Raw genomic sequence first — 19,871 nt, 5'->3', positions numbered from 1 at the left:
CCCTTAAAGACATTTTGCACGTGGTTTTCTAGAGCAGGCGTTGTCCATGCGAATTTTAATTTATTCTTACAACTACCATCCTGAGCCCATCGGTATTGCGCCACTGATGACTGAGCTGGCTGAGGGGCTAGCCGCTAGAGGTCACCAGGTGCGGGTTGTAACCGCCATGCCCAACTATCCTGAGCGCAGTATTTATCCTCAGTATCGCGGCCGTCTCTACGCGACCGAAAAGCGCAACGGCGTTACCATTCAGCGCTGCTTTGTGCTGTCTTGCCCAAAACGTGGGCTGGTGGGGCGACTGCTGCTAGAGTCGAGCTTTATTACCCTGAGCCTGTGGCCAGCACTGCGGGGTTGGCGTCCCGACATTATTCTCAACACCAGCCCATCGCTACCAGCCTGTCTGCCCGTCGCCATTCTCAAGACGCTGTTTCAGTGCCCTAGCGTGCTCAACCTGCAAGATATTTTGCCTGAGGCCGCTATCCAAACCGGCTTGCTGAGCAACCCCTGGGTCATTCGCCTGTTTGAGCGGCTCGAATCGTTTGCTTACCGCAGCGCTACCCGCATCAGCGTGATTGCCTCAGGCTTTCGCGATAACTTGCTGGCTAAAGGGGTACCCGATCCCAAAATGGTAACCATTTCGAACTGGGTAGATGTCGATTTTATTGCGCCTCGGCCCCAGGCCAGCAGCGAGTTTCGCCGTCGCCACCAGCTGCAAGACAAATTTGTGGTGCTCTATACAGGCAATATTGCCGAAACTCAGGGGGTTAGAACGGCTATTCGCGCCGCTCAGGCGTTAGCCGCTTACCCCGATATTCGCATGGTGATTGTGGGCGAAGGGAAACAGCTAGCGGTGCTCGACCGGTTTCGCCAGCAGCTGGGGCTAACCAATGTTTTGCTGTTACCCTTTGTGCCCCGGCCCGAACTGCCCGATATGCTGGCCGCCGCTGATGTGGGGCTGATTTTGCAGAAGCATGGCGTGGTGGGCTTCAACATGCCGTCTAAAACTCAGGTGCTGCTGGCCAGCGGTCGACCTATTTTGGCTTCAGTACCGGCGCACGGCACGGCGGCTCAGGCCGTAATGGCCAGCGGCGGCGGCATTGTGGTTGAACCCGAAAACCCGACTGCCCTAGCTAAGGGAATTCTTGAGCTGTATCGCCAGCCCGAAAAGGCTCAGGCCTTGGCCCGTCAGGGTCGTCAGTATGCCCTAGAGCACTACTCGGCGAAGCGCGCGATCGATCGCTACGAGACTCTGTTTTACGCGCTAACCGCGCCTCAGCGCCAGCCTACCGATGGGGACGTGATGTTGGCCCTACAGTCGGTGCAGAAGTAGCGTGGACAGTCGTCCCGGCTACCCCACAAGTCTTCTCCCAAGATCCCTCAAGCCCCGAAAAGCCACCCTATTGTGGGATGGGCCTCTGGCCTGTCTGACCATGATTGATTCAAGAGCATGAATAATCCAGGCTAGGGCTCTGACAAGGATGAAATTTAGGGCGTGGCTGTACTTAGCATGGTTTCTCTGCGTGCATTGCTGCGCGTTGGCGGAGCCTCGCCTTAGCGTTATGCACCTTACAGAGTTGGCTTAAGTATCGCCTATTCTTCGATCGCCAGTGAGACTCGATTACCGCCTACAGAGCGCATTTCACCCAAGAACTGCATGACCTGCTCGTAGGGAAGGTCTTGGTCGGGCAACAAAAACACTATGTTTTCGGGGTTGCGGCTGAGATAGGCGTCCATTTGACCCTTGAGGGCATCGACGTCGATGGGCTGACCGTTAAGCTGCACCTGGTTTTCGCCGACTAGCTCCACGATGAACGGGTCGGCGGGCAGCGGTGGTGGGGCGTTGTCTTGCTGCTCGGCGGGGAGCTGTACTTCAATCAGTTTTTCGCTGCCCAAGGTCATGGTGATGGTGACGAAGAAGGCCAGAATGCCCATCATGACCGTGAGCATAGGCACCAAGTCGACCTGGGGCGGATTGGGGCTTAATTTAGACTTAAATCGCATAGGAGGGGCGCATGAGGCTATATTCGCTCTGGGGTGCTGATAAAGTCTCCGTGGCGGGCCTTTTCGTTGGCGAGAGCCGTAGGCTCGTACCAGTATTGGCGGTAGATTAGCTCTAGCTCGTTGCCAGCATCGGAAAAGTAGTCAATTTGCTGGGCCTGTAGGCTGACCAGAACTCGAAAGATCAGCAGCGCCATAATGGCGACAATCATGCCAGCGGCGGTGGTAATCAACGCTTCACCGATGCCTGCCGCTGCCGCCGTCGCCTGATCGCCCGTGCCGCCACCGCCGATGTTGAGGTTGCCAAAGGTGGCGATCAATCCCGTTACCGTGCCCAGCAGACCCAGCAGGGGAGCCACAGCCACAATCGTTTCGAGCAGTTTGTCGCCCTTGCGCATTTTGACGAACTCGCGATCGCCGGTTGTTTCCATCGCCAGCCGAAAGGTGTCGGGGGAGGGCTGCTTAAGCCGCAGGGGAGCCAGCAAAAAGCGACCAATGGGCAGGTCTTGGGACTGGGCTGCGATCGCGGCTGCCTGGGTCAGGTCGCGGCGGGAGGCATCAAGCACCTCGCTGACTACCTGGTCTTCCCGACGCAGCAGCTTAGTCCAAAATAGGGCACGCTCCAGGGCGGTGGCGATGGTCAGCACCGAGCATCCCAAAATGGGCACCATGACTGGCCCACCCTTCGCTAAAAAATCAAGAACAGTTGTCATAGCCCAGAACTAAGGTTGGAGTTGGTTGTGCTAGCAGGTTTGCCTACCACGATAAGCGTATCGAAAGCCACTGCCTCACACATTAACGCATGGGATTTGGTGCCTTAAGAACAGATTAAACAGAACAGATTAAACCCGCAGCTCTATTATTCCCCCATTAGTCACTGTCGCCAGGGATGTAGGGACGGTTGACCACCCGTCCTGTGGGGCCAGTCACGGTGGTCGTCTGGACCGGAGCGGCCTGAGGCTCAGCCCCATCGGCCAGGGAGGCAGACGCGGGTTGGGCTGGCGTCGCTGAGGATGTTGAGGCACGGCTGAGCGCCACTGGCACGGCGGCCGCCGTAGTGGACTGAAGTTCTTGCCAACTTAAGTTGCCGTCAGGATCAATTCTGACCAACACCGAGTCAATGGTGTTAGACCCTATTTCGAGACCGCCCACCACCTGACACTGGAAGCGATCGCCCGGCTGGTTGACCCGGTAGGTGGCAGTGCCGCAGTCGATCAGGGCGCGCTGGCCAAAGGTCTGGGAGAGCCCCTGCTGAATCGTGTCTTCGACCGTGGGCAGGTTGAGCAGCACCTTAGAGTTGGGCACATCCCAGGTAACATTGCCTTGGTCGTCCTGCTGAGTCACGTTGATCGTGAACGTACCCTCAGGATCCAGCTCGCCTACGCAGCGAAAATAGGCCCCCGCCTGGCGGCTGACATCGCTGGGGCAGCGCACCGCATTGATCGACAGCCGCCGCCCCTGGCGCTCAATATCGGCCTGAATGTTGGCTTCGATACTGGCGGTGTCGAGGCGATTGCCGCAGGCACTCAGGCCCAGGGCTACCAGCCCCAGCAGCCCGAGTAGAGATGGCGAAAAATTCACGCGAAATATTGGGTTGCGCCTGTCCATCGAGCCAGTGAATCCTTAGGGTTAAATCGGGTATTGACTATGGTAATACCCCGATTGTGGCAGCAAGAACGTTCTAACGCATGCTATCTCCACTACCTTAATCGACCAAAGCAGTGGCCAAAGGGAAGGCACGATTTTTGCCGAACTGGCCCCACTCTCCACCATAATGAAGACAGCTCTTAACACTCGTTCACAATTTCTTTCACCAACAATTTGGCACCATGGCAAAAGACCTACAGCAATTTTTGACCCTGCTAGAGCAGCGTGGGCAGCTGCGTCGCATTGCAGCCCCCGTTAGCCCCGATCTAGAAATTGCTGAAATTGCCAATCGCCTGCTGCTCGGCGGTGGCCCCGCGCTGCTGTTTGAGAATGTTCAGGGGGCAACAATGCCCCTGGCTATCAACGTGCTGGGCACCGTAGAGCGAGTGTGCTGGGCCATGGGTATGGAGCACCCGGCGGAGCTAGAAACCCTGGGCGAAAAGTTGGCGCTGCTCTATCAGCCCCGCCCCCCTAAGCAGTTTTCCCAAGCCATTGATCTGGGCAAAGCGCTGTTTGATGTGGTCAAGGCCAAGCCCATGCGTGACCTGCTGCCCCCCTGCCAGCAGGTGGTGCTAAAGGATGATGCGGTTGATCTCAACCAAGTTCCCCTGCTGCGGGTTTACCCTGGCGACGCCGATAAGGTGATTACCCTGGGGCTGATGATTACTAAAGACCCGGAAACCAATATTCCCAATGTAGGGGTCTACCGGCTACAGCAGCAGTCGAAGAATACCGCGACGGTACAGTGGCTGTCGGTGCGGGGCTGTAGCCGTCACCTGCGCAAAGCGGCTGAAATGGGTAAAAAGCTAGAGGTGGCGATCGCGATCGGGGTACACCCCCTAGTCATTCTTGCCGCTGCTACCCCATTACCTATTGACCTATCAGAGTGGCTGTTTGCTGGACTCTATGCCGGCAAGGGGCTGAACCTGGCCAAGTGCAAAACGGTGGATCTAGAGGTGCCCGCTGAGTCTGAAATTGTGCTGGAAGGCACCATTACCCCCGGCGAAACCGCTGTCGATGGCCCCGCTGGCGACCACATTGGCTATTACGGCGGCGTCAACGAAGCCGCGCCCCTGCTGCGGTTCCACTGTATGACCCACCGCAAAAACCCGATCTATATGACCACCTTTAGCGGTCGCCCGCCCAAGGAAGACGCCATGATGGCGATCGCTCTTAACCGCATCTACAACCCCATCCTGCGCCAGCAAGTACCCGAAATTCAGGACTTCTTTTTGCCGATGGAAGGGCTGAGCTACAAAGCCGCTGTGCTCTCGATTGAAAAGTCGTATCCGGGGCAGGCTAAGCGGGCGGCCCTCGCCTTTTGGTCGGCTCTGCCCCAGTTCAGCTACACCAAGTTTGTGATTGTGGTCGACAAGGCGATCAACATTCGCGACCCCCGCCAGGTGATGTGGGCTGTCACCTCCAAGGTCGACCCCGTGCGCGACGTGTTCATTCTGCCCAACAACCCGTTTGATAAGCTTGACTTTGCCACAGAGAGACCGGGGTTGGGCAGCCGCATGGGCATTGATGCCACCACTAAGGTCTATCCCGAAACCGATCGGCCCTGGAGCGAAGAGCTTACCCCTGACCCGGAAACGGCGAAGTTGGTGGATGGGCGCTGGGCAGAGTATGGCCTCAGTGATTTAAATCTGGGCGACGTAGACCCCAACTTGTTTGGCTACGACATCAAGTAAGGACAGTATGGAGATCAGCGGCAGCAGGTATAACCAGGTGGGGTTGCTTTTCTCAAGGCCACTAGGTCTAGATTTGAGGCCAAATGTGACCTATGGCCTGGTCAATAACCTTGTCGCAATCAAGCCTGGTTGCTAGGGTCTCGGAGTCGTAGATACCCTCTGCTTAATGAGATGTAGGAGCAGAACCTTGGCATGATTGCGAATATTGTTGGTCTTATCATCCCGGCTCATTTCCTCTAAATCTTCGACAATGATCAAGGCTCCGGGGATATCGCCCTGAAGCGGGCGATCTTTAAGCTCTAGCAGTTCTTCCATAGGTGCTGTTGTTTGGCGATAGCAATGCCCTGCTCAGTCGACGCAAGAGCAGTACACCAAAACGCCGCCAGAATGCTGTCTGTTCTAATTCTAATTTATGGCCTTATCTAATCAGACTATCAGCCCAAGGCGATTAGATAGAGAGGGGGCGACCAGCCAAGATGTCACCGTAGGCTTGGGCGAGTTGTTCGGCGATCGCAGGCCAGTTATATTTGGTTTGAGCCAGCCGCTGACCGTTTTGGCCCAGCTCCAATCGCCAATCTTTAGAGCTGAGTAGCTTAGATAGAGCTGCTGTCCAATCGGCTAAGCTGCCGGGCACCACTAACCCAGCGTGAGCGGCGGCGATGTCAGGGGCGATTTGCACCTCAGGGGTGATGATGACTGGCAGTGTGGCGGCTAGAGCTTCGGCTACGGCAATACCAAAATTTTCTGAATAGGACGGCAGCGCAAAGATGTCTGAGCCCTGCAACAGCAGGTCTTTGTCTGAGCCAGAGACAAAGCCAGTGAAAGTAACGCTGTCGGCGATGCCTAATGACTGGGCTAGGGCTTGTAGGCGATCGCAGTAGGCCGCATCTCCAGACCCCGCCAGTAGCAAATGATAACCGTGAGACTTAGGGTTGAGTTGGGCAAAAGCACGTAATAGAAAATCAGGACGCTTCTTCTCGTGCAGGCGCGACAAAAACAAGACAACCGTGCAGTGGGGGAGTAGGGAGTAGCGATCGCGCAGTCGGGCTGCTGCATCGAAGATAACGAGCGTAGGATTCACCCCTAAGGGCAATACGAGAGCAGGAGCGCTTACCCCAAAGCAATGAGCATCTTTAGCTTCGGCAGGTGTCGTGCAATGAATAGCGGCAGCCCGATTGAGAGTAGGACGTTCTATTAAGCGGCTATAGATTTGCTTCTTGCGCTGACTTTGCTGAAGCGCCCAAGGAGTAAGTTGTCCAATTGTGCTTGAAACGTAGGGGATATTGCGTTGCCGTGCTAGCCTTGCCGCTAAAGTGGGCGCATAACAAAACAAGTAGTGAGTATGGACAATGTCGTATTTGTTTAGGTTGTTAACCATCCACTGAGTTAACCCAATGGATGGAATGAAGGCTTTTAGTCGAGCCAGGCGTGAGAAAAACCAGACCGGCACACCGTCATAGTCAATCTGTTGGCCTGTGGGTACATCTAGCAACGCAGACTCGTCATCATTAGTTGTAGCTATTTCGGCATCAATGTCTAAATGTCGTAGAGTACGCACCGTGTTGAGCGCAGCCTGAGTCGGCCCGCCCAGTTTGTAGCTTAGAGACGGCAGCACATGAAGGACTTTCATGCTTAGGATGCTACCAAATCAGATTCTTTAAGTAAAGCTAGAAGATTAGCTTGAAAGTTTTCAAAGCCATAAATTTCGTCTACTTTTTGGCGCAAGGTCTCGGGTTGATAAAGAATAGGATGCAACGATTTGCCTTGCAAGATTTCTACCAACACCTCAGCAATCTCATCAACATCGTCAGGATTGACAAGCACCCCTAACTCCCCATGGCAAAGAGCATCAAGAGCACCATCTTGGTTGCCACCTAGGGTAGGCTTACCACAGGCAAGAGCCTCAAGATAGACAATACCAAAGCCCTCGCCTTTGCTAGGCATAGCAAAGACATCACAAAGGTTGTAATAATCGCAGATTTCCTCGTCAGGAATAAACCCAGCTAATGTGACACAATCTTTTAAGCCCAGGGAGTCGACTAACGCCTCAACTCGAGAGCGATCGCTACCTTTCCCCACCAGAACATAGTGGACATCAGGCATTTTTTGTCGCATCAAGGGCATTGCCCGTATAACCTGGTCATAACCCTTGTACTGCTCATCATCCGCCAAACGAGCAACCGTCAAGATTACAGGCTGACTAGCTTTAAGGTCATGTCTATCAAGTAAATAGTGAGGCTTTGGCTTAATCTGAAAACGAGCAATATTAAACGTAACAGGTAAAAGGAAAATATTATCGAACCGCAGGCTTTGCTCTTGAATTAAGCGATCGCGGGTGTAACCACTAATAGAAATAACTTTGTTAGCCGATCGCAAAGCTCGGCACCGAAGCGGATCTTTAATATTCCAGGCATCAACACCATATACTAAAACCCAATATGGAATTTCCAATAGATGGTGCAGCAAGTAGGCAACAGGAGCAAAATTTAAATGCCCACATAGAATTAAGTCAGGCCGATCTCGAAAAGAAGTGATCAAAGCTTTCAAGCTAAATACTGAAGTTTGAAGTGCTTTAGGCACTTGACCCATAAAATTAAACGAAAAGCAGCTCGCATTAAACAAGCCTTCTGGATTGCTAGAGTCAAGCTTATCTAAAACAAATACATTATCTAGACTAATATTTTTTTGCTCATACAAGCATTCAACTGCAGCCATGACATCACACAAATAAACCTGGATTCCACCTTTGAACTCAAAAAGATTAGGCACCCAAAAATGAACTAGCTTACCATGCTTCAGGTTTTTTCCCGTAAGATTCTTCAATTTTTTACCTACTCAGAAAGTAGTTTTTTAACCTTGGTTGCCAACCTCTGACGGTAGACTTGCCAAGTTGATTCTTCAGCTTTTCGTCGAGCAGCTAGCCCCATTTTCGCTAGTTCCTTAGGATGTTGATAACACCACTCCAACTTCTGCTGAAGCGCATCAGAATCACGAATAGGTACTATAAACCCCTCGACTCCATCGGCAATAACGTCAGGACCAGCGGCGTTAGGAGTTGTTATTACAGGAATTCCACAGGCCATAGCTTCAAGTTGGACAAGACCAAAGCCCTCAACTAGAGATGGAAATACAAGTACGTTAGCACTGCAATAATATTGATTCAAACTAATATGAGGAACGCTAGGATGGTAGCTAATATAATCCTGATAAGATTCTAGCCAGCCTGCTGGAAACTCATTAACGCCTACCAGCTTCAGTTCTGCGTCTTTGAGCTGAAGCTTTTTCCAGGCTTTCAATAAGTAATGAACACCTTTTCGAGGACCAACTCGGCCCACGAATAAAGCTCGAAATTTTTTATCATGCTTAGGCTGCGGCCTGAAATAGTCAACCGGGGCACCATAGGGAATTACCGAGATACGCTCAGAAGCTATACCTGCATCTAAAAGCGATTGACGCGTCATAGTAGAGGGCACAAAAATGTGATCGGCCAAGGTAACTTCTTGATCTTTTCGTTCAAGCTTCCACGAAGGCTCATAGATAGCCTGTAAAGAAAAGGCGAACTCAGGGAAACAATCGGCCTCCTCTTGCTGAATCTGTCGACTCGTGCGATGAAAGGCAATAGGTAGTTCGTAAAAGCAGCGTATGCCTCGCTGCTTAGCTGCTTGAAATGTGGTAGATGCCCCATCTTCGTAGGCATAGATAGCATCGATCTGTTCGAGATGATTGTGCGCTACGTGGCGATCGAGAGAAGTATATACCCAATCTATAGGTCCATGTCGCCCCATTCCCAATTGAGAGCTAGCGCCCGATTTAGCCAAAACGACTCTAAGCACTTCTCGCCATGGGTGCGATTGCATGGCGGCACTACCCGGTGTAGCCCAGGCACGCCGCTCTAACTCTTGACTAAGCAATCGCCTAAGTGGCTTTGGCAAATGTTGTATAAGCTGAGCTAGGCGGCCACTGGGGTTATAGGCGGTAGTAGTAATTATCTCGTGGAGGAGGTTGGCTTCGGCTAGTGCGATCGCTGCATTACGAGAGTTAGGGTTGCTGGTAGGGTGTACCAGAGAGATGCGTTGGTTGACCATAGAGAAGATTAGGTGGTTGGGCTCGCTGCCATTGGTCTATCCGCTCTAAGTAGGGAAGCAAAAAGATAAAACCATAGAAAAACCAGTGATAGACATTGGCCGTATGGTTATAGACCATTTGAGCAATAAAAGTCACACCCTGATAGACAAAGACACTCAAAGCAAGCTGCCGCAAGAATGGATGGGTAAGCTGAAGAAAAACTTTAAAGAGGGTAAAAAGCAACACCAGACGCAAGCCATACCAAAGAAAGAAGCCTATAGGCCCAACCTCCAAGCCAACACGACCCATTTCGTTCTCAAAATAGACTGGAATAGTTTCTCCTGGAGGCAGCCGAAACACTCGGCGAATAATACCGTTAGCCTGAAACGTAGCGCCCAAGCCATAGCCGTCTAAACCTTTAAGGTCAAAGTTTCTAAAAGGCTGAGTGAAAGGGTTTAAGACTCGAGCAACGATACTGTCATTAGCCCTTTCTACCCGGGTCCAAAATGACTCAAAAGCCAGCCGACCTCCCTGTGAAACGGCTAAGAAACTCACTATCCCCGGCAAAACCAGCTTGCGCGCGCTATTGATAAAACTAGAGAAACTGGTTAAGGCTAGCAGTAGCCCATAGCCAGACATCAGCAAAATAGAACCCAGGACAAGGCCACGAGACCCAGTCATGAACGCGGTCACTGCGATCAGTCCTCCCTCAATGAGGGTTAAAATTTGCCAGAGGCGAGGCTGAGGTCGGGAGATTACGGGCAACAGCAGGCAGAGACAGGTCAATAAATAAGTTGCATAGCCCGCTAAATAAGAAAAAGTGCCCGTTACTCTAACTGTACCTAGGCCAGAACTTACCACTGCTGGGCCGTCTTCGCCCCAGGCATAAACATTGAGCGGGCTGGTCGGGGGGCTAAAGAATTGAGCGATCGCTAAAATGCCTACCGGAATTAACAGCAGCAGGTAGTTGCGAATAAATCGATATAGCTCTTCTTCAGTACCAAATATCTGAGACACCAGCCAAATAAGCGGTATGTAAAGAAAATAACTTTTGAAGCCAAATAGACCAATAATAGGAGAACCCAGGCTTGGATTAAAAGCTTGCACTCCTCCCCAAACAGCCATACACCCCACTAGTACAAGAATAAGAGCCTTCTGGGTAAACAGGCGAGTTTGTATTGGGGACAACAAAAAATATCGCAGGTAAGCACCAATTAAAACGAAATCCTTGAGGAAATAAATAAACTGACTCGCTTGGGGTAGTACCCACTTCCGTAAAGCACCCTCAATTACGACTAAAATCAAAACGGCCTTTACAGACCGTCGCCAGTCTTGGGCGGCAAGCAGCACAACGAGACCAACTATAAATAAGGCTAAGAGAAGATTACTCATTGGCAAGCGCTCTGTAAAACTTGGAGATAAGCCTTAGCTACAACCGCCTGCCGATGTTTTGCCAAGTGGCTAGATGCATGAGTACGATAGCGGGCTAGTAGGTCTGGTTGAGTTAGCAGCCGACGCAGGTTATCAGTCAAAGCGACCTCATCACCATTGGGAAACGTAATACCACAGTCGCCAATGGCATCTTTAAGCCCGCCCTCTGAGGAGCCTACGACCACACAGCCACAGGCAATGCCCTCCAATGCTACAACGCCAAAGGGTTCATACCAGCGAGAGGGGATGACTAAAATATGATGTTGATTAAGCAAAGTCACTAGTTCGTCGCCCGTCTTAGACCCTACAAACGTCACTTGGGCATCAATGCCAAGGTCAATGGACTGATGTCGCAGGGCATGCTCTTCTTTACCACTGCCGATGACAGTAAGCTTAGGAATAAGATCAAATGCCTTCAGGTCAGCAACAGCTTGGAGAAGCAAATCTACACCCTTATCGGAGACAAGGCGACCTACATAAACCAAGTCTTTTTCGCGCTGCACCTCGGGTGTAAGGCGGAATTGATCGTCTCTATAGGGGTTAGGAATGATGGTAGAGGGATGATGGAGGTGTTGCGCAATTGCTTTACTGATAGAGATAGAGGTCGCTAATTTAACGGCAAGCAGTTTCAACTGAATGAGCAATGTGGCATTTTTATGAGGCTGACGAACCCAAGTTTGGTGACGAATTACCCAGGGAGTTTGGGTTAGCCACAAGGCCCAGAGCTGTCTGAGAATGACACCATTTTGCAGGCACACATTGCACCAGCGCGTGAGAGCAATAAGCTGACGGACTTGGGGCTGACGAATCACCTCAAAGGGAAACGGCTTGCCATGGAGATCATTGGGGGTTCCAGGGGTTTGGGTGGTGAGCTTGATCTCATGCCCCTGCTTAAGAAACTCACGAGCTAATATTTCGGCGTTAGTCTCGCTGCCGCCTAGGCTGGGATAGAAATATTGAGACGAAATGAGAATCTTCATCAGCCGTGAATGTCAGGCTTTTTGCGAATGAGCAGACAAAGAATATCGCCAGGTAGATCATCACGAATAAATAGAGTAATAACGGATGAGAGCAGCTTCAAGACAGGGCGAGAGGTGACAGTTTTAGTTTCAGGAAAAGTCCAAGTTTCGACGACTTCCAGCCCATGTATATCGAGTAATCGTTCAAGGGGTGTAAGAAAGACAGGATAAATATGGGTAGGTTCTCCTTTAGCATCAAACTGGCGTAGATTACCTGTTAGGAGAAGCCGCAATCGGCAAATAACAGAGTGAAGATTGGGAGTAGTAAGCAAGAAATAGCCGTTGGGGGCTATGAGTCTGAAGACATGGTAGAACAGTCGACCGGGATTTTCGAGATGTTCAATGACTTCAATGGAAGTGATAATATCGAAAGTCTTGTCGGGCAAGATAAAGTCTTCGTAGTCAAGATCAGCAGTAATAAACTGCCCCTTTGTAGCTTGAAAGCGCTGGAAGTCCTTGTCAATACCATAGAGGTTGTGGAAGCCAACGCTACCCAGTCTCTCAAGCCATGCGCCCGCTCCTGCTCCAATGTCTAAGATACTGGCGTGGTGATCAACATAGGATAAAACTTTTGAAGTCAAAGACTCATGGAGTCCTTGAACCATGGTGTATTCGGTCAGTGCCGTATTCATAGAGTCCTATATGCCTTAAAGCACTAAACAATCAAATTAACGCTGACAGCTAGAGTAAACCTGACCGTGACCCAAAATAGAACCACTAAACATATTAGGAAATAGCCTCCCTAATTGATTTTCAATGAATCTTAGGGCATTGGATCTCTTGCCCAGATATGGAATGGAAGTCAGGCCGTCGATTTTTATGTTAATAAAACCAGCATCTTCTAGGGCTCGCTGTAGGCTTTTACGAGTGAACCATCTGAGATGAGTTTTGTCCATGGTTCCATATTTTTGATATTCAAAATCTCCCAAGACAAGACGCCGAACAATAGAAATATGAGCAATATTAGGAACAACTACATAAATAGCTCCGCCGGGCTTGAGCGCCTTTTTTGCACCTTCTAGAACTGACCAAGGGTCTACTAAATGTTCTAATACATCTAGAAAAAGAACAGCATCATAGTTCTCAAATTCCTCAAACGATCGCTCATTCTCAACAGGCTGAATAAAGATTTTATCAAGACGACTTGAAGCAAGCTGAGCAGCACGAGCACAGGGCTCAATGCCGTCTACAGTGCAATACTTTTGTTTGCGAAGTACCTCTCCAAACCGTCCTGTGTCACAACCAACATCGAGAACATGACTGCCTGAAACAATAGCCTTGAAAACTAAGCCACGTGAGTTAGATGCATCTGTTAGAGATGGGAGGTGGAAGTCATAGCCGGGACGCAGATCTTCTTGAAAGCTATCGATGTCAATTTTGGTTTCCATATCCACTCCATACTCCTTGTAAAAGCTTTTGCCTACCATCTAATTTATCTTGAAGACTAATTGGATCTTTGAATAATCGTCTACCCCCAATTTTGAGAATACAATATTCAAGTGTGTGGCGCATTGCCAATGCCGCTTTAAATATTGTTGAAGGAGGTAGATATCCATGCTTTTCTAACAGCCTCCAGCGATTTTTGTGATACCTGGCCACTCGTGTTGCTGTAGTTTGGAAGCTGCCACCACCTTTGTGGAAAGCACACAGGTCTGGCTGATAATGGATTTGCCAACCAGCACGTCGTAGATTCATTGAGAAATCTACATCAGCATCCAAAAAGTCAAAACCTTCATCAAAGCCGCCAACATCCTCAAAAGCAGCACGCCTCACAGCCATCCCACATGAATATAAACAAATAGGTCGGCTTTGAAAGAAAGGAACTAAGTGGCAAACTCGTGATTCCAACTTTTGTCCCAATAATAATTGCAATGCATGAGGCTCTGGGCGATAAGACCCCGTAGGATTGCTCTGTTCATCTACAAGGTTAAAGCCAACTGCTCCTATAGCTGAATTAGATTCAAAAATACGAGTCAGATTCTGTACTAACTCAGCTAATGGATATGCATCACTGTCAAGCAAGAGAACTACATCCTCTCTTATCTGAGAAAAACCAACATTGACACTGGCTACATAACCTTTATTCTGAGAATTCTGAATAACTTGAACCTTCTTAGGCAAGAACTCTGGTATTTCCTCATTTGATGCATCATCTACCACAAAAATTGTAGCGAGATTATCGCCTGACCAATACATTAGTTCAGAAATACACCTTTGAGTTAATGGCCAGGTCTTAAAGTTAGTAATTAAAGCAGAAACACTAAGACTCATACATTTTTTCTAATTTCTAATAGTGCTATTTTTGCATATGTATGTAGCGAAAACTTGTGCTTGACGTACTAGGCAATGAGTCTGATACCAATTGCAGGCATTGTCTGCGATCGCCTGAAATGATATTTCGCTTTTCAGGCCTATTGAGTATTGATTTGGAAGAATATAGTGTCTACCTGGGTAAAGCCCATCTTCGACATGACTTGTCATTTGAGCACTGACGGGCAAAACCCGGTGAGCACAGTAGGCTGCAAAGATAGTAGATTTGCCGAGGAAGGCGGGATGATAGTTGAAAAAGCCGACGAATGCCCCCGACAAAATGGCAGAAACTTCATGGCTGGACAGACTACCTGTCGCAGTGATCGGTACGTTGCAAATATGGGTAGGGATTGAGTCTAGCTTTGGGCCAATATCAAAAATTTGTTGAATGTTGAGGCACTGACAAATTTGGTGAAGTTGCTCCAGAGAGGATTTATAGACCTTATTCCGACGACTTTGACCACCAAAGATTACGAGATGTCGTTGACGTGCTGATAGATCAGGTAGATTAGATGGCTCACCTACAGTGGAGAACACGGGTAGGGTTGGGACATCGCTAAAGCGACCTTGAGAATAGTCTTGGAGAATGTCAGCATAGAGTTGCTTGCTAGTGAGGATTCGATCACTTAATCTAAACAATCGTTTTACTAAATATCTCTGTGCTGCAGAAAGCCAGAATGCACTTGTCCAAGCTGGACCGGAAGCAGAAATTTCGTGAAACATTGTGACCAAATTTATTTCTGAATGCTGATGCACCCAGTTCTCTAAACCCTCAACTAACCAGAAAGGGCATCCTCGCTTAGCATAGCCATAGCCTACGTAATGCAGTAATATAGCTTTTACAGAATTAGCCCGGGCTAATTCTGTAAGTAATGATTTAGCTGAGCGTGCTGTGACTTTAGTGATATGAAATCCCTCTAATTGATTATTGCCAACCCAAGAGGAATCTCCAACTACAAAGTGAGTCTCAATGCCAAAGTCTGCACGGAGCTGACGAGCTAGACTTAGCGCATAATCGCCCACCCCATCAATAGCAGGGTAAAGCCTAGGGACAACTGAAACCATCAGCCATGAGTTATTCATTATGTAAGGCTGCGTCGCTCCTGCAAGAACAGGTTAGTAAAACTACTGTGCAAGTATTCAATTTCCTCTTGAGGTAAAAGGGTAATTGCTGAGTTAATGACTCAATAGCATTAATCCATGCTTCAGGTAGAAGTTTTAATATATGAAATAACTTCAAATGTCCACTTGTGATTGAATTAGTTATGAGCCGAACCTCTTCAACATCTAGAAAGGCTTTTTCAGATATATCTTCTATTTCGTCTGTATGTAATAAAAAGATGTGTCCATCCGCATCAGGCTTAAATTGAGCCGCTTCAAACTGAGATGGATCAGGGCAGTCCGAGAATTTGGGCAAGCAATTCCTAAAGTAATCACCATTAGGAGTACTAAGAACAATGTGCCCACCTGGCTTTACCATTTTTGCAATATTACGCAAAAACTCATCAGGATGCGCCGTGTGCTCAATTACTTCAGCAATTAATACAATGTCAAAACATGCATAAAAATCTTGTTCTAATATATTTCCTGGTGCGTAAGAAATGCTGCCATGTTCCCATTTTTGCTTAACATAACCAATTAGCTCTTCCCGTAAGTCATTCCACGTTACTTTGTAGCCCATTTCGGCTAATGCAAGGCTAAAATTACCCTGTGCTGCTGCAACGTCTAAAATTCTAGATCCTGGTGGAGCTATTTTTTGAATAACCTCTAGAATGTTTTTGCGGCGATTCTTGTAAGTATAGAAATAAGCAGCATTACTTCTAAAGCCTTTACTACCATAGATTTCCAGTAAATCATAAGAAAAGCTACTTTTCCAGCTGTCATGCCAGCTTTCTTGAAAGCTAATTTTTTTCATCACAATGCGCCAAAAATTTAGCTTAGACTATGAGAAAAATCTTTTGTAATTGATGGTATAGTTGAGATCTTTTTTTCTCATACTTATCAGCTTCGCTGGAACTCCCGCAACGATAGTGTAAGGAAGAACGTCCTTTGTAACAACTGCACCTGCTGCAACAACAGATCCCTCGCCTATCTTAACTCCAGGCAGTATCAATGCACGCATACCGATAAAAACATAATCATCTATAAAAACAGGACGAATTCTTCCCACAAAACGGGCATTTTGCAAGTCATGATCTGCTGTAATAATACAAACTTCAGGGGATATAGAAACATTTTTGCCTATTTCAATTCTTCCACGATTATCAATACAACATTTTTGATTAATAACAGAGTTGTCTCCCATGCAGAAATTTCGTCGAGAGTCGAAACAAACTTCCATGAATATATAGCTATTATTGCCGATTTCAAGGCCTAAAAAATGACGGTAAAAAAATAGTCTAATGGAATGGAACGGAATTTTATTGATAAGGTGATTCGAGCAGTAGCGTAAAAATTCTCCTCCAAGAAAGTGAATTTTTGACATTTTAAGAAAATAAGGATAAAAGTCTAGTTGAGTATACTGGATAGTTTGTATGACATGTAAGGTAAGCTTATTTGATACGGATTCTCAATCATTGCCTTCAGCAGAGTTAATTTATTAGGTTGACTCATTTTTATGCAATAGTCATTTCCGAAAATAACTCTCCATTCTTTCAAAGCCTCTTCTTGGCCTATGTGATATATGATCGAACTCTTATTTGACCGATGGCAGCGGAAATAACCCAGATAATCGTTCAACTTCAAAAATTTTCCGCGCAAATACAATCGACTAAAGAACTCTAGATCCATGGCAAACTTTAGTTCTTCTTTTAATAATCCTGTCTTTTCCATAGTAGTTCGCTTCCAGAAAGTGGTTTCTGAACAAACATTGAATAACCCTGTCGCTGGCTCAAATGGTGGAAGAGATGACCACCCTGTGACTTCACTATTCTCATTGATCAAAATTCGGTTGCCATGAATTAATATAGCAGTCTGGTTTTCATGAAGCTCCTGAGAAATTCTTCTAAATGTATTTTTTGCGTACAGATCATCACTATTAATCCAGCCTAGGATAGAGCCAGTACTAATTTTTAATCCTTTATTGATTGCATGAGCTTGTCCATTATCTCTTTCACTAACCCAATGGGTAATATAAGCTTGGTATTTTTTGATTACCTCAACTGAATTATCAGTACTGCCTCCATCAATAATTATGTATTCCAGGTTGGGATACCCCTGAAGTAATACTGAGCGAATTGTTTCTTCGATAAACTGTCCTTGATTGTAGCTTGGAGTCACAATACTAATGCAAGGCCACTCTGAAACGTCTTTCATACGGCCTGATAAAGGCTTGCTGGCTTTGGTCCAGGGCCACCCTGTTTTACCCACTGGAGGTTGCGGTAAATCTGCCAAAGTTAGAGTGCCATAGTTTGCTTTCATAAGAACACAGTCGATTACAGGAAGTATAGAGCTTGAACCAGGCTTTCTATTACTTAAGCCTTACTTATGAATAAGTAAGCGAACGACTGTCTGGTGTGTAAAGAGATTGATACTATTCGGTAACCATCTTATCCAACACTTGTTGGTAAAGATGTTGATATCGTTTGGCTTGCAGGTCGAGAGTATATTCTTCGAGGGTAATGCGGCGGCAGTCTCTTCTCATAGCCTGGCACTTTTCGTTGTCGCTTAGCAGATCTGCAATACCTTTGCCGAAACCATCTATATCCTCAGGTTGAGCCAAATAACCAGTGATTCCAGGACGTACTAAGTCTGGCACACCGCCAATGTCGAAAGATACCATAGGAGTACCGCAGGACATACTCTCCTGTAGCACGAGGGGCAGGTTGTCGGCGCGAGTAGGAAAAAGGGAGAGGTCCGCCGCAGAGTAAGCTACAGACTTGAGGCGATCGCTGCTGACGTAGCCTAAGTTCATTAAGGGAATATCTAACGAAGTCGCCAACTGCTTAAATGGATTACCTAGGGTTAGCAAGAGGCAATCTTGCTTTAGGGTGGCAGGCAACTGGCTCAATGCCTTAACCAGCAAATCGCCACCCTTCCGAAGATCGGTAAGGTCAACGGCGCTAAACAGCAAGACTCTTTTCTCTGCAGGTATGCCTAGGGCTGTGCGACAAAGTTCGCGATCAAGGGGTTGATAGACATCAGGATCAACCCCGTTGGGTATATGGTGAACTGGGAAACGGCCTAAAAGGCTTGCTTTAGCTTGCGCTGTTAACCAGCGACTAGGGGTGACTATCGTTAGGTTAGAGCGATTGTATACCCAGTCTTTTAGCTTCCATACCCAGTGAGTGCTGTCGTGACGTATGCCAGGGTAAGTTTTGGGGTAGGGGCACTGGCCACAGCCCGTTTGCCATTTACTGCAATCGTAGCTATAAGCGCAGTGACCAGTAAAGCTCCACATATCGTGAAGCGTAAACACAGCAGGTTTTTGTGTCGTAAGGCGTGGAATAGCTAGATAGCTGAAGTAGCTGTTGTGCAGATTGTGAAAGTTAAGGATATCTGCTGCGGCAAAGAAGGGGTGCTTAGGGATATTGAAGCTACTGATATGGTTAACATAGTTAAAGCCTGCTCTATGGGTAAATCTCTGAAGCTGGCTCTCAAACCACTCATGACGAGGCACTTGGGCAACCCGTTGGTCATCAGTTTTTTTGTGCCCTACGAACAACTTAGAGTCTAAGCCCTGTTTAAGTAGAGCACTATGCAGCCGATACCCAGCGATCGCGGCTCCGCCTAAGGTATCTGACTGATTGATATGTAAGACTTTCACATTGAGCGAACTGTTGGGGTGAGCTATTCAACAAAAACGATTTTCAAGAACTCTTCGATAGTTTTTCATTTAATTAATCAAGAGTTTCTTTATTTGAATTCTCCAAGCCGAAATATATCGTCTATTAAACTCTCGCAAGGGAAATAGACGTTTAGATTGCTGTTCTATTTGACGAATTTTTATCCAATTCAGAGGCTGCTCTGATGTCTTTAGATAAATAATGGCATGGCTACCGTGGCAGTAATCAACCATCTCGAGCCCCATTACGGCTGCAAGCTGATTAAAGCTAAAGCGTAGATGAAAAGTCTCAGGTAAATGACACTTGATTGAGGGATAGAAGTGATTAGCAATAATTAAATAGCCATTGAGTTCTACTAACGAAATCATTTTAGCCAAGAGAGAAAGTGGGTCAGGGACATGCTCTAAAATATCTGTGCTGACCAAACACTGATATTTAGATTTAAGGTCATCAATAAAAGCTATGTTGCTGTAATTTTGGCAACATTTTAGGGCAGCTTGAGCTGGAAATGGCTCATAAATATCAATAACAGTATCGGATGATTTCTTAGCAATCATCCGAGCCAAAGTACCAAAACCACCACCAAAGTCTAAAATTTTGATAAGTTTTTTTTGAACTATCCAATCTGATATAGCAGCTCTGCACCTTAAAGAAAGATCGTGATTCTCTATAAACAGACCATTGAGTAACCAGACAGGGTGTTGGTAGTAGTGCTTAATTTTTTCTGGATCAGGTGCAGTGTTGTCACACTGCATTTCATCCCAAACTTGATCCATCATATGCCACAGCGCTTGCAGCGTAAGGTCTTTACCTTGAAGCCTGGCAATTAACCGGTTAATTGCAATTGATTCTTCATTAGACAAATGACCGGCAATATGCATAGCCTCAGATTATATCAGATAAACTATGAGAACCTCTAATCA

General features: G+C 47.6%; 20 protein-coding genes. 2 read left to right on the top strand and 18 right to left on the bottom strand.

Annotated features, from left to right (window positions below; genetic code table 11):
- The first annotated feature begins 46 nt into the window (after positions 1–46).
- Entirely contained in the window at positions 47–1,330 is a 1,284-nt protein-coding gene (locus IQ273_RS06880; RefSeq protein WP_194022434.1) for a glycosyltransferase family 4 protein, read from the top strand.
- 260 nt (positions 1,331–1,590) lie between these two features.
- Here IQ273_RS06880 and IQ273_RS06875 read toward each other — a convergent pair whose 3' ends face one another.
- From IQ273_RS06875 to IQ273_RS06865, 3 genes are all read right to left on the bottom strand, one after another.
- Positions 1,591–2,001 (bottom strand): biopolymer transporter ExbD, encoded by a 411-nt coding sequence (locus IQ273_RS06875; RefSeq protein ID WP_194022433.1) that lies wholly within the window; start codon positions 1,999–2,001, stop codon positions 1,591–1,593.
- 17 nt (positions 2,002–2,018) lie between these two features.
- Positions 2,019–2,711 carry a MotA/TolQ/ExbB proton channel family protein gene (locus tag IQ273_RS06870; RefSeq protein WP_194022432.1) on the bottom strand — a complete coding sequence of 231 codons (693 nt, stop codon included), beginning with the start codon at positions 2,709–2,711 and terminating at the stop codon, positions 2,019–2,021.
- 157 nt (positions 2,712–2,868) lie between these two features.
- Positions 2,869–3,606, bottom strand: a complete 738-nt coding sequence (locus IQ273_RS06865; protein WP_194022431.1) for a DUF4333 domain-containing protein — start codon at positions 3,604–3,606, stop codon at positions 2,869–2,871.
- A 221-nt stretch (positions 3,607–3,827) separates the two neighbouring features.
- Between IQ273_RS06865 and IQ273_RS06860 the strand changes: the two genes are divergently transcribed.
- On the top strand, positions 3,828–5,339 hold the full coding sequence (locus tag IQ273_RS06860; protein WP_194022430.1) for a UbiD family decarboxylase: 1,512 nt from the start codon (positions 3,828–3,830) through the stop codon (positions 5,337–5,339).
- Between the two features lie 132 nt (positions 5,340–5,471).
- On the opposite strand, the gene IQ273_RS06855 is transcribed toward IQ273_RS06860, so the two are convergent.
- From IQ273_RS06855 to IQ273_RS06785, 15 genes are all read right to left on the bottom strand, one after another.
- Entirely contained in the window at positions 5,472–5,654 is a 183-nt protein-coding gene (locus IQ273_RS06855; protein WP_194022437.1) for a hypothetical protein, read from the bottom strand.
- A gap of 133 nt (positions 5,655–5,787) precedes the next feature.
- The gene (locus IQ273_RS06850) at positions 5,788–6,969 is read right to left on the bottom strand and encodes a glycosyltransferase (RefSeq protein WP_194022429.1); all 1,182 of its coding nucleotides are present in this window, start codon (positions 6,967–6,969) and stop codon (positions 5,788–5,790) included.
- 2 nt (positions 6,970–6,971) lie between these two features.
- Positions 6,972–8,162: a glycosyltransferase gene (locus tag IQ273_RS06845; protein ID WP_228052464.1), complete on the bottom strand. Its 1,191-nt coding sequence runs from the start codon at positions 8,160–8,162 to the stop codon at positions 6,972–6,974.
- Positions 8,163–8,170: 8 nt separating this feature from the next.
- Positions 8,171–9,424, bottom strand: a complete 1,254-nt coding sequence (locus tag IQ273_RS06840) for a glycosyltransferase family 4 protein (protein ID WP_194022428.1) — start codon at positions 9,422–9,424, stop codon at positions 8,171–8,173.
- The gene (locus IQ273_RS06835; protein WP_194022427.1) at positions 9,378–10,796 is read right to left on the bottom strand and encodes a hypothetical protein; all 1,419 of its coding nucleotides are present in this window, start codon (positions 10,794–10,796) and stop codon (positions 9,378–9,380) included. Before IQ273_RS06835 ends, IQ273_RS06840 begins: the two co-directional genes overlap by 47 nt.
- Positions 10,793–11,815, bottom strand: coding sequence for a glycosyltransferase family 4 protein (locus tag IQ273_RS06830; RefSeq protein WP_194022426.1), 1,023 nt, complete (start codon positions 11,813–11,815; stop codon positions 10,793–10,795). The genes IQ273_RS06835 and IQ273_RS06830 overlap by 4 nt, the downstream gene beginning before the upstream one ends.
- The gene (locus tag IQ273_RS06825) at positions 11,815–12,486 is read right to left on the bottom strand and encodes a bifunctional 2-polyprenyl-6-hydroxyphenol methylase/3-demethylubiquinol 3-O-methyltransferase UbiG (RefSeq protein ID WP_194022425.1); all 672 of its coding nucleotides are present in this window, start codon (positions 12,484–12,486) and stop codon (positions 11,815–11,817) included. Before IQ273_RS06825 ends, IQ273_RS06830 begins: the two co-directional genes overlap by 1 nt.
- A gap of 36 nt (positions 12,487–12,522) precedes the next feature.
- Positions 12,523–13,242, bottom strand: coding sequence for a class I SAM-dependent methyltransferase (locus IQ273_RS06820; RefSeq protein WP_194022424.1), 720 nt, complete (start codon positions 13,240–13,242; stop codon positions 12,523–12,525).
- Positions 13,226–14,125, bottom strand: a complete 900-nt coding sequence (locus IQ273_RS06815) for a glycosyltransferase family 2 protein (RefSeq protein WP_194022423.1) — start codon at positions 14,123–14,125, stop codon at positions 13,226–13,228. Before IQ273_RS06815 ends, IQ273_RS06820 begins: the two co-directional genes overlap by 17 nt.
- Positions 14,126–14,134: 9 nt before the next feature.
- Entirely contained in the window at positions 14,135–15,247 is a 1,113-nt protein-coding gene (locus tag IQ273_RS06810) for a glycosyltransferase family 1 protein (protein WP_194022422.1), read from the bottom strand.
- Positions 15,240–16,079, bottom strand: coding sequence for a bifunctional 2-polyprenyl-6-hydroxyphenol methylase/3-demethylubiquinol 3-O-methyltransferase UbiG (locus IQ273_RS06805; protein ID WP_194022421.1), 840 nt, complete (start codon positions 16,077–16,079; stop codon positions 15,240–15,242). The genes IQ273_RS06810 and IQ273_RS06805 overlap by 8 nt, the downstream gene beginning before the upstream one ends.
- A 27-nt stretch (positions 16,080–16,106) precedes the next feature.
- Positions 16,107–16,469, bottom strand: a complete 363-nt coding sequence (locus IQ273_RS35705; protein WP_228052460.1) for an acyltransferase — start codon at positions 16,467–16,469, stop codon at positions 16,107–16,109.
- Positions 16,470–16,672: 203 nt separating this feature from the next.
- On the bottom strand, positions 16,673–17,584 hold the full coding sequence (locus IQ273_RS06795) for a glycosyltransferase family 2 protein (protein ID WP_228052458.1): 912 nt from the start codon (positions 17,582–17,584) through the stop codon (positions 16,673–16,675).
- A gap of 112 nt (positions 17,585–17,696) precedes the next feature.
- On the bottom strand, positions 17,697–18,929 hold the full coding sequence (locus IQ273_RS06790) for a glycosyltransferase family 4 protein (protein WP_194022419.1): 1,233 nt from the start codon (positions 18,927–18,929) through the stop codon (positions 17,697–17,699).
- A gap of 69 nt (positions 18,930–18,998) precedes the next feature.
- On the bottom strand, positions 18,999–19,829 hold the full coding sequence (locus tag IQ273_RS06785) for a bifunctional 2-polyprenyl-6-hydroxyphenol methylase/3-demethylubiquinol 3-O-methyltransferase UbiG (protein WP_194022418.1): 831 nt from the start codon (positions 19,827–19,829) through the stop codon (positions 18,999–19,001).
- Positions 19,830–19,871 lie beyond the last annotated feature (42 nt).

Origin of the sequence: Nodosilinea sp. LEGE 07298, assembly GCF_015207265.1 — a bacterium.
Classification (GTDB): domain Bacteria; phylum Cyanobacteriota; class Cyanobacteriia; order Phormidesmidales; family Phormidesmidaceae; genus Nodosilinea.
The sequence above is the reverse complement of the archived record's forward strand: the minus strand, read 5'-3'. Positions and strand labels throughout refer to the sequence as shown.

What these genes read in the sequence shown, in the direction of transcription:
- IQ273_RS06880 (WP_194022434.1), top strand. Translation starts at nt 47, where the DNA reads ATGCGAATTTTAATTTATTCTTACAACTACCATCCTGAGCCCATCGGT.
- IQ273_RS06875 (WP_194022433.1), bottom strand. Translation starts at nt 2,001, where the DNA reads ATGCGATTTAAGTCTAAATTAAGCCCCAATCCGCCCCAGGTCGACTTG.
- IQ273_RS06870 (WP_194022432.1), bottom strand. Translation starts at nt 2,711, where the DNA reads ATGACAACTGTTCTTGATTTTTTAGCGAAGGGTGGGCCAGTCATGGTG.
- IQ273_RS06865 (WP_194022431.1), bottom strand. Translation starts at nt 3,606, where the DNA reads ATGGACAGGCGCAACCCAATATTTCGCGTGAATTTTTCGCCATCTCTA.
- IQ273_RS06860 (WP_194022430.1), top strand. Translation starts at nt 3,828, where the DNA reads ATGGCAAAAGACCTACAGCAATTTTTGACCCTGCTAGAGCAGCGTGGG.
- IQ273_RS06855 (WP_194022437.1), bottom strand. Translation starts at nt 5,654, where the DNA reads ATGGAAGAACTGCTAGAGCTTAAAGATCGCCCGCTTCAGGGCGATATC.
- IQ273_RS06850 (WP_194022429.1), bottom strand. Translation starts at nt 6,969, where the DNA reads ATGAAAGTCCTTCATGTGCTGCCGTCTCTAAGCTACAAACTGGGCGGG.
- IQ273_RS06840 (WP_194022428.1), bottom strand. Translation starts at nt 9,424, where the DNA reads ATGGTCAACCAACGCATCTCTCTGGTACACCCTACCAGCAACCCTAAC.
- IQ273_RS06835 (WP_194022427.1), bottom strand. Translation starts at nt 10,796, where the DNA reads ATGAGTAATCTTCTCTTAGCCTTATTTATAGTTGGTCTCGTTGTGCTG.
- IQ273_RS06830 (WP_194022426.1), bottom strand. Translation starts at nt 11,815, where the DNA reads ATGAAGATTCTCATTTCGTCTCAATATTTCTATCCCAGCCTAGGCGGC.
- IQ273_RS06825 (WP_194022425.1), bottom strand. Translation starts at nt 12,486, where the DNA reads ATGAATACGGCACTGACCGAATACACCATGGTTCAAGGACTCCATGAG.
- IQ273_RS06820 (WP_194022424.1), bottom strand. Translation starts at nt 13,242, where the DNA reads ATGGAAACCAAAATTGACATCGATAGCTTTCAAGAAGATCTGCGTCCC.
- IQ273_RS06815 (WP_194022423.1), bottom strand. Translation starts at nt 14,125, where the DNA reads ATGAGTCTTAGTGTTTCTGCTTTAATTACTAACTTTAAGACCTGGCCA.
- IQ273_RS06810 (WP_194022422.1), bottom strand. Translation starts at nt 15,247, where the DNA reads ATGAATAACTCATGGCTGATGGTTTCAGTTGTCCCTAGGCTTTACCCT.
- IQ273_RS06805 (WP_194022421.1), bottom strand. Translation starts at nt 16,079, where the DNA reads ATGAAAAAAATTAGCTTTCAAGAAAGCTGGCATGACAGCTGGAAAAGT.
- IQ273_RS35705 (WP_228052460.1), bottom strand. Translation starts at nt 16,469, where the DNA reads ATGGGAGACAACTCTGTTATTAATCAAAAATGTTGTATTGATAATCGT.
- IQ273_RS06795 (WP_228052458.1), bottom strand. Translation starts at nt 17,584, where the DNA reads ATGAAAGCAAACTATGGCACTCTAACTTTGGCAGATTTACCGCAACCT.
- IQ273_RS06785 (WP_194022418.1), bottom strand. Translation starts at nt 19,829, where the DNA reads ATGCATATTGCCGGTCATTTGTCTAATGAAGAATCAATTGCAATTAAC.